Source organism: Paenibacillus sp. PastF-3 (assembly GCF_029893135.1).
In the GTDB taxonomy this organism is placed as follows: domain Bacteria; phylum Bacillota; class Bacilli; order Paenibacillales; family Paenibacillaceae; genus Paenibacillus_AQ; species Paenibacillus_AQ nitricinens.
Genome location: NZ_JARXWM010000004.1, coordinates 80,155 through 96,788, shown reverse-complemented (window position 1 = coordinate 96,788; position 16,634 = coordinate 80,155). Strand labels below are relative to the sequence as shown.

Annotated in this window: 8 protein-coding genes; 6 read left to right on the top strand and 2 right to left on the bottom strand. The window is 47.3% G+C overall.

The features are described 5' to 3' along the window. The first annotated feature begins 153 nt into the window (after nt 1-153). Entirely contained in the window at nt 154-6,816 is a 6,663-nt protein-coding gene (locus M2444_RS09980) for an S-layer homology domain-containing protein (protein ID WP_280786865.1), read from the top strand. A 96-nt stretch (nt 6,817-6,912) separates the two neighbouring features. Here M2444_RS09980 and M2444_RS09975 read toward each other — a convergent pair whose 3' ends face one another. Beyond that, on the bottom strand, nt 6,913-7,749 hold the full coding sequence (locus tag M2444_RS09975) for an AraC family transcriptional regulator (protein WP_280786864.1): 837 nt from the start codon (nt 7,747-7,749) through the stop codon (nt 6,913-6,915). Nucleotides 7,750-7,939: 190 nt separating this feature from the next. Between M2444_RS09975 and M2444_RS09970 the strand changes: the two genes are divergently transcribed. From M2444_RS09970 to cls, 5 genes are all read left to right on the top strand, one after another. After that, entirely contained in the window at nt 7,940-9,085 is a 1,146-nt protein-coding gene (locus M2444_RS09970; RefSeq protein ID WP_280786863.1) for a DUF2264 domain-containing protein, read from the top strand. A gap of 40 nt (nt 9,086-9,125) precedes the next feature. Further along, complete coding sequence (locus M2444_RS09965; protein WP_280786862.1) at nt 9,126-10,943, top strand: heparinase II/III family protein; 1,818 nt, start codon at nt 9,126-9,128, stop codon at nt 10,941-10,943. 32 nt (nt 10,944-10,975) lie between these two features. Continuing rightward, nucleotides 10,976-12,112: a glycoside hydrolase family 88 protein gene (locus M2444_RS09960; protein WP_280786861.1), complete on the top strand. Its 1,137-nt coding sequence runs from the start codon at nt 10,976-10,978 to the stop codon at nt 12,110-12,112. A gap of 8 nt (nt 12,113-12,120) precedes the next feature. After that, nucleotides 12,121-14,004: a DUF2264 domain-containing protein gene (locus tag M2444_RS09955; protein WP_481857492.1), complete on the top strand. Its 1,884-nt coding sequence runs from the start codon at nt 12,121-12,123 to the stop codon at nt 14,002-14,004. Nucleotides 14,005-14,278: 274 nt separating this feature from the next. Next, nucleotides 14,279-15,733 (top strand): cardiolipin synthase, encoded by a 1,455-nt coding sequence (gene cls, locus M2444_RS09950; protein WP_280786860.1) that lies wholly within the window; start codon nt 14,279-14,281, stop codon nt 15,731-15,733. A gap of 92 nt (nt 15,734-15,825) precedes the next feature. On the opposite strand, the gene M2444_RS09945 is transcribed toward cls, so the two are convergent. Continuing rightward, nucleotides 15,826-16,614 (bottom strand): YheC/YheD family protein, encoded by a 789-nt coding sequence (locus M2444_RS09945; RefSeq protein ID WP_280786859.1) that lies wholly within the window; start codon nt 16,612-16,614, stop codon nt 15,826-15,828. Nucleotides 16,615-16,634: the final 20 nt, after the last annotated feature.

The following is a 16,634-nucleotide window of genomic DNA, read 5'->3' as shown; positions in this document are numbered from 1 at the left end:
ATAGGTTGAACCTGGCAGTTGCAGTCTTCGCATGCTGCCAGTTTTTTTAGCTTACCTATGAAATGAATGCGCTTTCTCGTTGTCTTTGCCGTTGACAAATTCCAGCATGGAGTATACCGAAAAGCTATTTGCAGCAAAAAGGAGGATTAGAGAATGAACAGAAAGTACGCCATTGGAAAAAAGTTAATCTCAATAATGATGACCACTGCGCTCGTAGTAGGAATGTTTCCGGCATTCCATATGCCAACTGTATTTGCGGCAACAATGGATCCGATCTTCGCAGCTGCCCATATGGGCGTGCAGACATCTGCAGAAACTACTTTGCCTGCTAGCATTGATATTGGAGGCCAGTCTGCAACTGTGAAATGGAATATTGGCGAAGATACCTTTGCCGTACCTTATGACACAGTGTCAGTAACTGGTACAGCGAACGGAGAACCGGTTGTTGCCAGCGTAGAAGTTATCCCATCTTCAAACCATCCATTGGTTTACTTTGTGGATAGCGGCAGGGGGGGAGATTCCGTAGGAAATGTCCCTACTGCTTCGCCGCTGTACGAAGCAGTCAAAACGCTGACAGGTAGCTTGCTAATCAACCAGTCACCGGATCAGAAATATGTCAGCGGAACGACAATCTGGGGATTTGATGATTCCATAAACAAAGTGAAAAACTCCAAAGACGGGGGACTTGCCGATCCTGCAACTGATCCATCTATATGGACAGTAGGACTTCGTGCCGACCCTACTAGCAATCATATTGTATATAAATTAATGGCTCCAGAAGCTGGAACCTATACACTCAGTAGTGGTTTTCATGATTGGTATGGCAGCCGCACTCGAGTAATACAGCCTCAGATCGAATATAAGGATACAAATGGGGTAACAAAGACGATATCGTTTGCACCATTCAATACTAATGTCACTCAGCTTATTTCCGGCGAATTCACTATTCCCGGTGATATCGACGCTAGCAGTCCTATGACATTAACCTATGCCTATGTTTCCGGTGAGAAATCTATCTTGAGCTGGTTCGCCATTGCTAAGGGCGGGATTCAGAAAGAGATCGAAGAGGCTCGGCAGACCGCAGCTTCTATGGTCAAGGTTCTGCTCGACGGCAACGATATTAAAGCAGACAATGTCAACGGCCTCACGTTCAAGGGATTTGGCGTACTGAGTGCCAACAGCACCAGTGCCCTATTGATGGATTATAAGGCAGAGCATCCGGATGCATACATGGAGATGCTGCGGATTCTGTTCGGTGGAGATCATCCCATTATGACGCATGTAAAAATCGAGATGGGCAATGACCGCAACAATTCTACCGGTCCGGACCCGGCTACCATGCGTACGGCCGATGAAGAAGCCAATGTCACCCGGCATCCCGGATTCCAGCTTGCGGCAGACGCCAAGGCTACTAATCCGAGTCTCAAGGTCAGCATTCTGCGATGGAGTGCTCCGGCCTGGGCAAGCAACAACGATAAAATCTATACCTGGTATAAAAAGACGATTCTTGCCGCTTACCGAGAGTATGGTTATATGGTCGACTACGTGAATCCTCATATCAACGAGCATTCGCCGGATTTGACATGGACCAAACAGTACGCTGAGCGAGTTAAAACAGATAACGAAGGTTTTGCAAGTCCAGAGGAGCAAGCGCTCTATAACCAGATCAAGGTTGTGATCTCTGATGAAGTAGGGATCGGTTCCTTTGGCGGCAGTATGGTAAGCGACGCTTCACTAAGGGATGCGGCTCCGATCGCCGGATATCACTATAACACTGACGACGACAGCGCAGGGAATTTCAAAAAGCTCGCGGAACAATATGATATTGAAGTATGGAACAGTGAGGCGCAGTCAACCTTCAGTAACTCTGCTTTCCGTCCCAACAATAATGTGAAAGACCCTACAGTGGAAGGAACCGGCATCGGCGGTGTTGGCAGTCCGCTGGAGATGAGCAATACGATTATTAAAGGATTCGTCAATTCCCGCCGGACGCATTTTATTTATCAGCCAGCCATCGGTTCATTCTACGAGGGTGGACAATATTCATTTAAGGAACTAGTTAGCGCACGTGATCCGTGGTCGGGCTGGATTCACTATGATGCAGGTCTTGTTACACTGCAGCATTACAGCTGGTTCGCAAATCTGGGCTGGGAGAACGAGAATAATACGGCAGGGATTTGGAGAGCGGTTCCTAAGGCTAGCTCTACGGGGGCAACAGGCACTAACCCTGTCAGCGGCCGCAACGGTTCTCCTAGCTATATGACTCTTGCTGCACCTGATAAGAGTGATTTCTCGACCGTTATCGTAAATGACAGCGAGTATGCTAAAACCTACAAGCTACAGACAGTCAATATGGGTTATACGGACAATCCATCACTGGAAGTGTGGGAGACTCGTGCGGCAGACGCGGGAAAAGCTTTTAACAGCAATTATATGAAATATCTCGGGGATATCGTTGCTGATGGCAGCGGGGTTTATACCATTCATGTCAAACCATATTCGACAGTGACTGTGACCACTTTGGAGAATAAGGATAATGAGGCATTTCAGACGCCGATACCTGTAGAAGGCGACCGCACCGTGCTTGATACCGATGCAACGGGCAGGGTGCAAAATACCACAGACAATATCCTGTATGCGGATGATTTTGACTATTCCAATCAATCCGTTGTGAAAATCGGGGCAGGCGGGCAGAGTGTGGGCACCCAAAGTTATATAGAATCCCGTGGCGGCTCTAAAAGTGTGATACCGCGCTATACGCATGACCGTAACGGCGCCTTCGAGGCTTATCTTCCGGACGGGACGGACAACTATGTTCTGCGCCAACAGCTGGATACCGAAATGATGGGGCTAGGTGGCACTTGGAACGGTGGAGACCCCGTAACAGCTATCGGTGATAACCGATGGACGAATTACAAGGCCAGTGTAGATGTTTCATTCGAGACGAACAATACGCAGGGCGGAGCCAATTATGCTGCGATTGGTGCACGGTATCAAGGAGGTGGGAGTTCTCACACTATAAACGGCACACCTTATGTGCTGAAATTCTGGTTTGACGGAGGCTGGCAGCTGCTGGTCAATAATAGTGCAGTAGCGAGTGGCAATGTAGTGAGCGGTTCCGGTGGAGTTAAGCTGGCTGGATTCAACGCCGCACATGATGCCTGGCATAACATTGCCGTTCAAGTTGCAGGCGATAAAGTGACTGCTTATCTGGATGATGTGAAACTGGCCGCTTATGCAGATCCAAATCCAGAATTGTCTGGACGGGTAGATTTAGCCAGCGGATATTATCATGTTCGCTTCGACAATTTGAAAGTTGAGACGGTTGACGGCTATGCGCCGTACTATTCCGAACTACTGGATAATCTTGAAATGTATGACCTGGCAGCTACACCTAACCCTAAATTGCAATACAACGGAGTGTGGAGTCATCAAAATGGTGCCGGTATGTATATTTACCAACGTTCCTTATCCACTAGTCAAGATGCGGATGCAACGATGGAATATTCTTTTGAAGGCACTGGGCTAGATATTCTGGGACCGAATAATGGCTCGGCTAAGTTAGAAGTGACTGTTGATGATGAAATTGTCATGCTGTCAGCCGATACGATGGCCTCTAAAGAACTTTACCAAACGTACACGCTTCACGGACTTAAATATGGACAGCATAACGTTCAGATAAGGGTATTAAGCGGCACTTTGCTTGTGGACGCGGTGGCAGTTGTTTCCGGTGAAGTAAAAGGTGCTGTAGATACAGCAACGCTGCAAGCCGCAGTAACCGCTGCAAAAGAAATTAACAAGCTGGATGAGTATCCTGAGAGAGATTGGCTGCTTTTTGCCACCGCACAGCGTGCCGCAGAGGAAGCGCTGGAGAATGCGGTTGACTACAGATTGGATCAAGAAGGAGCCATTCATCTTGCGGGACGTCTCACTTCCGCTCAGAACCAGTTGACTACAGGGGATGTAAGGGAGCTTGCGGCTCCTCAGGATACTGCCACTTCTGTCGGTAAACTGCCGACTCTTCCTGATAAGCTGGAGGCTACCCGTGAAGACGGATCTAAATTACTTGTGCCAGTGAAGTGGAATGTAGGTGCAGTTAGCTTCAACACGCCGTATGAAAGGGTAGCTGTAACTGGTACTTATGGCAATCTAAAAACCACTGCTTATGTAGAAGTGGTGCCAGAAGGTCTCGTATACTTTTTGGATGTTGGTGTTTCGGCGGATGGTGTCACACCACCCTATACGGTGATCAAAAATTTCGTGGGTGACAGCCTCCTGAATAGCACTGCGGATCAACTATCAACAGGTGCTATGTGGGGTCATACCAATACAGGAGCAAATTATAATCTCAAGGGGCTCGGAGGTGCCGTGGTTATTACGGATAAAACTCAGACAGGTGTCTACAGCTCGAATACAAAGAATACACCTCTGATCTACACCCTCCCACTAAACGCAGGGAAGTACACGATTACATCATTCCATCGGGACTGGTGGAATATGAGCAACCGCACGATGGATATTACGCTTAGCTATATGGATGCTGAAGGGAAGACAGTGAACGAAACGGTTAAGACCGGTGTACTCGCAGGTCCTAACGGTGTCAAGGTCAATCATGACTTCACACTACCCGTGAGCGGTGTCGTGAAATATGCGATAAACAACACGAACAGTCAGGCATCTGTGATCAGTTACTTAGCTGTGGCGAAGGACAGGGTCAGCATTGCCAATGAGCAAGCTGTGAACGAGGCCAAGAGTATTATAGAAGGCGCTGCATACAGCGTGCAGAAGACAACTGCTATCAGCGAGGACAAAGTCCGGACTTGGCTGCTCCAAACGATGAACGGCTTGATCGGGTTCAGTGATACAGGGGTTACGATAGGTGACATCACCCTATCTTCGTTCCAGGAAGCCACGGATGATACAGCCGGCAGCTTCAGCTTCACAGTATCGCTGGGCAAGGGCGAGGCGAAGGCGGAAGCTGCTGCCAGCGGAACGATTAAGCTGCCGGAGCCGGATCGTCTTCAACCGGTGATTACCCTGAATGGTGAGACTACTGTTAATCTGCCGATAGGATCTGAATATACAGATGCCGGAGCCTCAGCGTATGACGACGAGGACGGTGACATCACAGACCGCATCACTACAACGGTCAGCAGTGAAGTGTATGGTCTAACTGAATTAGATACGGCGAAAGCGGATATCTACACTTTCCATTACAATGTCAGCGATGCTGCAGGCAACGCGGCTACTGAAGTTACCCGAAAAGTAATCGTATCGGAAGATCCGGATGTATTGAAGCCGATCATTACCCTGCTTGGTGAACCATCTGTTCAACTGGATAATGGTGCTAGCTATACAGATGCTGGAGCCACAGCAGTAGATGACCGCGATGGCGACATCACAGAACGTATTACAGCTACGATTACGAAGGATGGAAACAGTATCGAAACGCTAGATACTACAGTGGAGGGTACTTACATTTATCATTATAATGTGAGCAATTCCGTAGGCAACGCGGCAGCAGAAGTCACTAGAACAGTTACAATTGCCGAAGCTCAGCAACCGCCGACTTCAACACCAACGGCAGAACCAACACCGACAGTTGAACCCACAGCAAGTCCGGCGCCAACACCTGCACCTGCAGTGACCCCGGGCCCAGTGTCAACAACAGCGCCGACGATATTACCAACATCAACACCGCTGACGCAAACCACACGGATTCTTGACAGAGATGATTTTACCGCTCCGGTTGGAGGGGTTATAACGGTTCAGCTTAACGAAACTACAGATTCCGTACTGCTTCCTGAGGGGTTATCAGAACTCATCGGGGTAAATACGCTACGTCTCGTATGGCCTACGTTAACTATTCAGCTGACTCCGGAAGCGCTGAAGAGCATCCAAGAGAAAGCTGGGGGAGATCAAGCAGATGGGGCACGCCTCAAGCTCTCGGCCGGGAAGGTATCAAGAGCTGTCGTGGAACAGCTTATGAATAACCCGGCTGTCAACCGTTCGGTTCAGTTAACTGCTACAAGCGATGTAATTAACTTCAGCTTGGAAGGTATAGGTGTGGACGGTACTGCCATTCCGATCCCCCGTTTTGACAAGCCATTGACGATTACCTTCACCGTCGATTCGGATGCCAATACCGATTTGCTCGGCCTCTACTATATCGCCGGGGACGGAGCTCTTGAGTTTATGGGAGGAACGCTAACTACTGGAATATGGAATGCGGAAATACAGCATTTTAGCCAGTTTGCGGTCCTGGAATATGACAAGGTTTTCTCGGATGTCAGTGCAGATAGTTGGGCTAGTAATGTTATTAAGACCATGGCTGCCAAACATATTATGCAAGGCATTTCTAATACCGAATTTAATCCACAGGGGAAAGTGACAAGAGCACAATTCGCGACCATGATTGCAAGAGCGTTAGGGTTAGAGGCAGGAGGTCATTCGACGTTCGTTGACGTGGACTCCAAAGCCTGGTATGCCGAAGCCGTTGCAGCTGTAAGCGAAGCGGGCATTGTATTTGGCCGCAGTTCGGATACTTTCGCACCGGATCACAGCATCACCCGTGAGGAAATGGCTGTGATGATCGTCAGGGCTTATGAATATTTACATGGCAGCAAGGTAGAAGAAGTTTCTGCGGGCTCGTTCAGTGATTATTCCCAGATTCATGATTGGGCACAGAAGTCAGCAAGGATTGCTGAGCAGACGGAGCTCATTAAGGGACGCGGCAATAAGCAATTCGCGCCTCAAGAGCTGATGACCCGTGCCGAAAGTGCACAAGTCATTGCCAATCTGCTGGGGCATTTGTAAGGCCCATACTTCTATGAACCTGGCAGCTGCTGTAGCGGGCTGTCAGGTTCTTTATAGTTTCAGATTACAATTGCGGAGCGTTGATAAGTGGCAAGATCAGCTTTTTTTGCCGTATTTTCCAGGTGGAATGCCCGTGATGTTCTTGAAGGTACGAATGAAATTGGCATAGTCATTGAAGCCGGATAGATAACAGGTATCGGAAACGGAGTTTCCAGCGGTTAAGAGCTGTTTGGATAACGCGATCTTTTTCAGCAGGACGTAACGGTAGATTGTTCCTCCGGTCTGTTGCTTGAACAGGTGACTAAGATAATATTTATCGACGTTCAACTCCCCGGCGATCTGCTCAAGCGATAGATTTAGATGGAGATGGTTATCAATATAGCTCATGGCTGTTTGAATATGTGAGGAAATAATGCTAGGTATAGTGGGAACGTTACGGCTATATAGCTCATTAATGAGGACAAGGATCTGAATCAGATATGTAAGGGCCAAAACCTCGCTGCCGTATTGAGGGTTCTCCAAGGATGCAATCAGGCAGGAAGCAAGCGCCATATACTCTGCAAGCAGCGCTTCATCCATTTGAGCCAGATTATACTCTCCGTTCTGACGGTTCTGGAAGCAGGCGAGCAGATTTGTAGTTGCGGTACAGAAGGGATATACAAGTGGAGCTTTGAAATGAATAGTTAAACGTTCGTAAGGCTCCGGAGATAGATTAATGATTTTATGAATCTCGTGATTGTTGAATAAGAGCACATTGCCCCGCTGAAGCGGATAGCTATATTGATCCACAAATCCGTTCACCGTGCCGCCTAAAAATAGGAAGATTTCAAAGTGATCATGAATATGAAAATCTTTGGTGGGTGAGATCGGTGAATTGCCGATGCCCGCCAGTATGTCGCCTTCGAACGGCTGATAATACTGGGCATGTTTCATCGAGAGAGCCCCTTTCAAATTGATCGCAAGATACGCAATAAATGATCATAAATCGCAAAGACATTGCAATAACATAACACTAAACTATAGAAGAAGATTACGCAATCAACCAAGTATATAGCTGGTCAGAACAAGAGTAACGGGAACCTGCATCTGCTGAATAGACGCAACTGGAAGGGCGGTATTGTGTATGAATGGTACGAAACAGCGTAAATATTGGCTGGACACGATGCTAAAGATCGGGGACCCAGTGCTTGACGCTTTGTCGCAGAGAAAATTAAAGGAACGGCTACCTACGGAGTTTAACAGTGACAGGAGTTCATTTGCGCACTTGGAAGCATTCTCTAGGTTATCCTGTGGAATGGCTCCCTGGCTAGAGCTTAAAGGGCTGGAGGGTGAAGAAGAAGTGCTCAGGGCTCGTTATGTCATATTGATGCTGGAATGCATCGATGCTGCTGTTGATCCATCATCGCCTGACTATATGGATTTTAAGTCCGAAGGCCAACCGTTGGTCGATGCGGCATTCCTCGCTCATGCTTTGGTGCGTGCACCGAAGCGGCTTGCAGGGCAGCTGAATGAGCGGGTGAAAGGTAATTTAATAACAGCTTTGAAGCAAACGCGCCGGACAGCGCCTAGCGGCAGCAACTGGCTGTTATTTAGCGCAATGGTCGAAGCAGCTTTATATATCCTCGGCGATTCAGAATATGACCGGATGCGCGTGGGATATGCGATCCATATGTTTATGGATTGGTACAAAGGGGATGGCATATACGGGGACGGTAAGGATTTCCACTGGGATTATTACAATAGCTTTGTCATTCAGCCGATGCTTGTGGATTTGGTTACACTCTTTGAACGGGAATCGGAGCAATATTCAGAATTGAAGCTCTTGATTGTAGAGCGGGCACAACGATACGCAACGGTTCTGGAACGAATGATTGCGCCAGACGGTACGTATCCGTTCATCGGGCGTTCCATCGTTTACCGTTTTGGTGCATTTCAACTGCTATCCCAAGCGGCGCTGCAGCATTTTCTGGAGGATGCGCTATTCCCCTCACAGGTACGCTGCGCCTTGACTGCTGTAATTACACGGACTATGGGGTTTACGGGGACATTGGATGAGGCCGGATGGCTACGTCCAGGGGTATACGGCTACCAGCCGGAGCTTGCTGAGAGCTACATCAATACGGGAAGTCTTTATTTATGCGCTTCGGTATTCCTTCCACTGGGGCTACTGCCTGCAGATCCTTTCTGGGCAGGGACAGAATTGAAATGGACCGCACAAAGAATTGCAGCCGGTGAGGATGTTATGAGAGATCATGCCTTGAGTAGATAGAGGTGGATCTGATCTAACTGGGCAAAGGGAGGAAGAAAGCATGAACAGACAGGAGCTTTTCGAAATTGTCCAAGTGCTGAAGCCGGCAAATCTGAGCTTGTATTATCCGAATGGAGCTTCGGATGCTTTTTGGAAACAGGCAGCCTCTTCAGAGACGTTAAAGGAAGATATCAGCGAAATCCGTGCAGAGGCTCTAAGAATAGACGGGCAGCCTATAGCGGAGCTGACGGATACGCTATTTTCAATTTTTGCGCGCACGGGTTCGAGGTTGGAGTATGAACGGGTATATTTTGAACGGAGAAGAAGGCTGAACACATATGTGTTTATGAGCTTGCTTGAGCCGGATGATCTCAGACTTCTGGAGAATCTGGAAAACATCCTGTGGTCTATATGCGAAGAGTACACATGGTGCCTGCCAGCCCATCTTCCTTTAGATCATCATTCAGTGAATATCAATCAGTTTATTGATCTGTTCTCCTCAGAGACCGCTTTTACCCTTAGTGAAGTTTTACTTCTACTGGGAGAACGACTTCCGCTGCTTCTTCAATCCCGAATCAGACATGAAGTAGAGCAGAGAATACTTCGACCTTTTATAGTACATGGTCCTTATGAATGGGAGACCGCACGTCATAACTGGGCAGCAGTGTGCGCAGGGTCGATCGGGGCAGCCGCCTTATTGATGTTGGATGATCCTGCTGCGCTGACGAATATCCTGCTGAAGACAGAGCGCAGCATGAGCTACTATCTGGAAGGCTTCGGGGAAGATGGGGCCTGCCTTGAAGGTCTGAGTTACTGGAACTACGGATTTGGCTATTTCACGTATTACAGCGATCTTCTCCGGGGTAGAAGTGAGGGAAGAGTAGACTGGTTTGCAACGGACAAAGTGCGGAGCATTGCTCAATTCCAGCAGAAATGTTTTCTTGGGAGCAGCTTTGTCGCTAATTTCTCTGACTCTGAGCCTCAAATTCACATTCATATGGGACTGTCTCATTATTTAGCTGATATCTATCCAGATGTCGAATGTCCACCTTCTGAGCTGCGTGCTCCTTTCACAGAGGATCACTGTAGTCGCTGGGCCCCGGCCTTTCGAAATCTGATTTGGAGAAAGACCAGTGATCTGGAAGAGAACCAGGATTGGAAAGCGGCCAGCTATTATCTTCCTGATGCGGCATGGCTCGTTTCACGATATATATCCGGAGGAAGCTCGTTCGGCTTCGCGGCGAAGGGAGGGCATAACGCTGAACCTCATAATCATAATGATCTGGGACAGTTCATTCTGTTAGGTGGAGGCGAAATCTATGCAGCTGATCTCGGCAGTGGAGAGTATACGGCTGAATATTTTGGAGCTGGCCGTTATCAATATGATTGTAACGGCTCGCAGGGACATTCGGTTCCGATCATCGACGGCCAGTATCAACTGGCTGGCAGGAAGCATAGTGCTACAGTTCTGTATGCCTCGGCTGGGGTGGAGCGGGACGAGTTGAAGCTAGAGCTGTCTCAGGCATACGAAGCGGAAGATCTTCAATCCCTGATCCGCTCTATGGTTTGGTATAAAGAGCAGCGTCCTCGTTTAGAGTTAATGGACGAGTATCGGTATAACGGTAGGCCGGAGAGCTTTACGGAGCGGTTCGTAACCTGGCGTCGTCCAAAGATACTTCGATCTGGTGTCGTACTGCTGCCCGGAACTGAAGTAGGCGGTGTGGAAGTGACTTATGATATCCAGGTCGTAGAGCCAGAAATTACCGTACGTGAGTACCAGGATCATTTTGGCAGGAATACGGTCTGGCATACGCTCGACTTTCATGCTCTTCAACCTGATTCTGAAGGGAAATTAACATTTACCTTTCAATTTATATAAAAGCGAACCATTCGAAGAAGGCGGTGTTTGAAATGAATATAACGGAAAAACAAACTTGGGTGGATGAAGCTTGGAACAAGGCACTTGAAAAGACAAGATGTAACAGTCGAAAGATCGGTGCAGAATTTCCACACGCGAGTCAAGGTGGTAAATACTTGCTTGAGGCACCGAACTGGTGGACAGCAGGGTTCTGGCCGGGAATGCTCTGGCAGTTTTATTCTGAGAGCGGGGACGAAAGTCTTAAAATGATCGCGGAACGCTGCGAAGAGAGACTCGACGAGGTACTGGACGGCTACGTTAAGCTGGATCACGATTTAGGCTTCATGTGGATTCTTACCAGTGTGGCAAATTATAAGTTAACGGGTAGTGAAGCGTCACAAATTCGGGCATTAAAGGCGGCCAACTACCTGGCAGCCCGCTTCAATCTGAAAGGACATTATATTCGGGCTTGGAATCCATGGAGTGAAGGGGAGGACAACAGCGGAGTTGCTATTATCGACTGCTGTATGAACACCAGCCTGTTATTCTGGGCTTCCGAGACAACAGGTGATCCCCGCTATCGTCATATCGCAGAGGCGCATATGGATACTGTACTGGAGCATTTTATCCGGCCGGACGGCTCCGTGTACCACATCGTTAAATTCAACCCGGAGACGGGTGGAGTGGTAAAGAAGCTTGGAGGACAAGGCTTTGCGCCTGAATCGGCTTGGTCACGGGGCACGGCTTGGGCTATTTACGGCCTAGCGCTTGCCTATCATCATACGGGAAAGCAAAGCTACTTGGATGCAGCCAAGCAGGTAGCGCATTTCTTCTTGACCCGACTGCCGGATGATCACGTTCCACATTGGGATTTCCGTGCTCCCGTTGAAGTAGGCGAGCTGCGTGATAGCTCCGCCGGTTCCTGCGCGGCAAGTGGTTTGCTGCTGCTTGCCGACCAGGTGGATGATTCGGAGTCTCATGTGTACCGGAACGGGGCTATAAGAATAGTGGAATCTCTCTACAAAAATTATGGCAGTTGGGACAATGCGGACGAGGAAGGGTTGCTGCTTCATGGTACAAGTAACTACCCTGAGGACCGGAATATAGATGTTCCGCTTATCTATGGTGATTTTTTCTATGTCGAAGCATTAGCCCGGATTAAATCCGCAGGGCCGTTCTTTTGGGAGTAGGGGTGATTATGATGAACAATGAGAAATCACTTTCTCGGATCGGCGGTAACCCGCTGAAGACCCGTGAGGATCTGGTGATCGCCCTTGAGCAGCTTACGGATCCGCTTCGGCCGCACTACAGCAGAGGCAGCGCACGACTTGAAATCGGTAGAACCGGGGCGAGCTATTCGGCAGCAACTGCTGAAATGGAAGGTTTCTCACGGGTGTTATGGGGGTTGGTACCCCTGCTCATTGGTGGTGGAGACAGCGAACTCTGGGACATCGTGCTGGATGGTATTCGGCATGGCACCGATCCTTCTCATGAAGAATATTGGGGAGAGGTAAAGGATTACGACCAGCGTTTGGTCGAAATGGCGGTCTTCGGCTTCGCATTGGCAGCCATTCCGGAACGGATTTGGTTGCCGCTTGCTCCGAAGGAGCAGGATCAATTATACCGCTGGCTGAATCAAATAAATGCCCATCCTTGCTATGACTGTAATTGGCTGTTCTTCAACGTTCTAGTCAATGTCGGATTCCGTAAAATCGGCCGTTCCTACGACGCAGAGCAGCTGGAAAACAATTTGAAGCGCATGGATGATTTCTATTTGGGAGAGGGCTGGTACAGCGACGGAATTAATGGCCACAGCGATTATTATGTACCTTTTGCTATACATTACTATGCGCTGCTGTACGCAAAGCTGATGAAGCAGGAAGACCCCGAACGTTCCCGTGTGTTCAAAGAACGGGCTCGATTGTTTGCTGTCGATTTCATCGGCTGGTTCGCACCCGACGGCTCCACACTTCCTTATGGACGTAGCTTGACTTACCGCTTTGCCCAGTCGGCATTTTGGAGCGCCGTTGCCTATGCAGATGTTGAAGGATTTCCGGCTGGCGTGGTGAAAGGTCTGGTGCTGCGAAATCTGCGTTGGTGGTTCAGCCAGCCGATTGTTGACGCCGATGGCGTACTGACCATCGGATATACTTACCCGAATCTGGTCATGGCGGAGAATTACAATGCTCCCGGTTCTCCGTATTGGGCGTTAAAGACTTTCCTGCCGCTGGCTCTAGGGGCGGATCATCCGTTCTGGAAGGAAGAGGAACTGCCGCTACCGGCCATTCCGGCTGTCATGGTTCAGAAGCCTGCACATCTTGTCATCGTCCGCGAGCCCGCTTCCGGTCATGTGGCAGCCTTCAACAGCGGACATTTATACACGAATGAACATACCCATACCTCGGCCAAATACGAAAAATTCGTGTATTCAACAGGCTTCGGCTTCAGCGTGCCCCGCTCCGAATGGGGGCTCTCCCAAGGAGCGTTCGACTCTATGCTTGCGCTGAGCGAGCGCGGAGACAACTTATACCGGGTACGACGCCAGAATATAGAGTCTGAGATTATAGACAACGTCCTTCGTTCCGTCTGGAAACCGTGGGCCAATGTCGAGGTTCAGACTTGGGTTATCGCCGGACTCCCTTGGCATATTCGGATTCATCGAGTCGAAAATGGACGGTCGCTGGATACCGCGGAGGGTGGATTCGCACTTGGCCAAGAGAATGAAATGATATCGAAGATTGATGGGGCTGTTGCGATGGCCTCCACTGCTTGGGGAACTAGTGGAATCAAGGATTTGCTAGGCTGCCGGAAGGGTGAGCTGGTTTGGCCGAATGCCAATACGAATCTCCTTCGCCCTCGGACGGTCCTGCCGATGCTGACGACCACCCTTCTGCCGGGCATTCATTGGCTCGCGTCGGCTATATTTGGTTCACCTTCAGAGGAGGCTTTGGATATTCAGGCTGATCAAGCTAATGACGTCTTCAAGCATTCACCTGAGCAAGATTTGAAAGTTAAGCTCAGCGAGGGAGCGTTAACCATTGTCACTCTTTCTGGGAGAGAAATTGTCCTTAATTTACAATAAATTGTTTAAATATTTCTCACATTAATTAAAAAGTCACAACAGCTCTGATGCAGAACTACTGCATTAGGGCTGTTGTTTTTATGTGAATTTTCATGATTTTATCTTTTAATTTTTGAGTTTTTTATCAAATGTTTTCTTAGATGGACAATTATGCTATAGTACTCTATCTAGTCATTTACAGAAGTATTGATTTATCAGACGATGGATAAACTGTCTTTTGGCAAAACTAGAAATACCGGCATCTATAGAAAGATAAGAAAGGCAGGAACTCCAAATGGACAACAGCAGTCTGGTCACGTGGATACTTTCTTTTGTTATGATTATAAACATATTGCTTTCTGCAGGTTTTTTATTTTTCGAGAGGAGAGATATTGGTTATACGTGGGCGTGGCTTATGGTATTTTATTTCATTCCCATTTTGGGCTTTATTGTTTATCTGTTTCTTGGCCGTAATTTAGCAAAAAAGAATTTCTTTGGCCTTTCAGTGGAAGAAAGGAATTATCTACAATCAACTGTAGACCATCAATTGGCTACATTAAAGGATCAACGCAAGGATCAGAGCTCTTTGTTAACGAAGTATGCTGATTTAATTCATATGAACCTTGTTTCATCGAATGCGCTAATGACAACAGATAACGAGATAGCTATTTTTAACGATGGTAAACAAAAGTTTGATTCTTTATTTAATGATATTAGAAATGCCAAAAAAGAGGTCAACATTCAATATTACATCATCCAGCCTGACGATTTAGGAACAAAATTAAGAGATGAATTAACTAAAAAAGCCAAAGAAGGCGTAAAAGTGAGGGTTCTCTATGACGAAATCGGCTCCAAGAGACTTTCTCTTAAGTTCTTTAGAGAACTACTTTCTGCGGGTGGAGAAGTAGAGGTGTTTTTCCCATCACTGCTTAGACCGATAAATTTTCGAATGAATAATCGAAATCATAGAAAACTATGTATTATTGATGGAGAAATTGCTTATATTGGTGGATTTAATGTGGGAAATGAGTATTTAGGGATAGTTAAAAAGTTTGGCTATTGGCGGGATACGCATTTTAGAATGAAGGGAAATTCTGTTAATCAAATTCAAGGCAGATTTATTCTGGATTGGAAGCATGCCCGGAAACAGCATCAGGTAAGCTTCGATCAATTTTCCTTTACCACTGAAGGAAGTGTCGGATCAAGTCCTGTTCAAATTGTGTCTAGTGGTCCCAACTCGCTAGTTGAACATCTTAAAAACATGTATATTAAGCTTATTTTAAATGCCAAACGGAGTGTATATATTCAGACGCCATATTTCATTCCGGATAGCAGTTTTATGGATGCATGTAAAATTGCACTCCTATCCGGTGTGGATGTACGGATTATGATTCCAAATAAGCCTGACCACCCTTTTGTTTACTGGGCAACTTGGGCGTATGCAGGTGAATTATTGAATTATGGGGCAAAAATTCTTTTATATGAAAATGGTTTTTTGCATGCTAAGACGATTGTAGTTGATGAAGAATTAGCATCTGTTGGGACAATGAATATTGATTCCCGGAGCTTTAGACTTAATTTCGAAGTTAATGCGATTGTATATGATGAGCAAGTGGCTAAACAGCTTCAAGAATTATTTGTTGAAGATAGCCAGTTAAGTACAGAACTTACCCCTGAACGTTATAAAGAAAGATCCTTAATGATCAAATTTAAAGAGGGCGTTTCTCGTCTATTCTCATCTATCTTATAAACTCCCGAAACATACCTCTGTACAAAAAGGCGAATTGTAGTTTTGAGGATTCACAGTTCGCCGCGGCATATGGATTCTCTAATCTCTATGCTTCACACGACACCCTGTTTTGATTTCATGCACTTTAGATTGTATGTGCGACCGTATACTTTTGCATATCTGACAATTCGGTCAATCATACGGGTGTCTTTCAGCTTAGTAAACGGGCATGGATCAGGAGCGGTATTCACTTCCAAGATCCATGGCTTGAGACGTTGATCTAAGGCAATATCTACACCGATTTCCTGAAGGCCAGGATAGACAGTGCTAAGCTGTCTGGCCGATTTCACTCCAATTTGCTTCAGGGATCGGATCAATATTGTACAATTCTCTGCGCTTGTGTAGGCTTTCGATAATTCCTCAACCGGATAAATCGTTCCTCCTTGACTCCCGTTTGTAACTACTTTGCGAGGATGCGCCACGCGTCCTGCAACCCCTGTTGCTTCCCACCCACCCTTAGAATTTCGTTGCACCATTACCCGGATATCGAAGGGGCGGCCATCGTACACCAACAGCCTGATCCCCTTTTGAACTAAATAGGACTTCCCTTGGGCTTCTCGTAAGATGGCTCTATATGCCGTGTCATAATTAGAATATTTGTGTACGTGGGTACCGGACTGGTAGCTGTATAGTGCACGAGTGAGTTCAACCCGTATCACGCCCTGTCCTAATGATCCGCAGCAAGGCTTAATATACACCATCTTATATTTGTGTAGCATTTCATAGAGAGTGTTCTTATCCATTTTTCTTGTAAGCGGGACATGTTTATTTAACGCTTGATTTCTAACCAGCACCCTTGTCTTCGTCAGCTTATTGGATATTCGACTGATCTGATTCATCATTCTGCCCCTCCGTCTTAAAA

What these genes read in the sequence shown, in the direction of transcription:
- M2444_RS09955 (WP_481857492.1), top strand. Translation starts at nt 12,121, where the DNA reads ATGATGAACAATGAGAAATCACTTTCTCGGATCGGCGGTAACCCGCTG.
- M2444_RS09975 (WP_280786864.1), bottom strand. Translation starts at nt 7,749, where the DNA reads ATGAAACATGCCCAGTATTATCAGCCGTTCGAAGGCGACATACTGGCG.
- M2444_RS09980 (WP_280786865.1), top strand. Translation starts at nt 154, where the DNA reads ATGAACAGAAAGTACGCCATTGGAAAAAAGTTAATCTCAATAATGATG.
- M2444_RS09945 (WP_280786859.1), bottom strand. Translation starts at nt 16,614, where the DNA reads ATGATGAATCAGATCAGTCGAATATCCAATAAGCTGACGAAGACAAGG.
- cls (WP_280786860.1), top strand. Translation starts at nt 14,279, where the DNA reads ATGGACAACAGCAGTCTGGTCACGTGGATACTTTCTTTTGTTATGATT.
- M2444_RS09970 (WP_280786863.1), top strand. Translation starts at nt 7,940, where the DNA reads ATGAATGGTACGAAACAGCGTAAATATTGGCTGGACACGATGCTAAAG.
- M2444_RS09965 (WP_280786862.1), top strand. Translation starts at nt 9,126, where the DNA reads ATGAACAGACAGGAGCTTTTCGAAATTGTCCAAGTGCTGAAGCCGGCA.
- M2444_RS09960 (WP_280786861.1), top strand. Translation starts at nt 10,976, where the DNA reads ATGAATATAACGGAAAAACAAACTTGGGTGGATGAAGCTTGGAACAAG.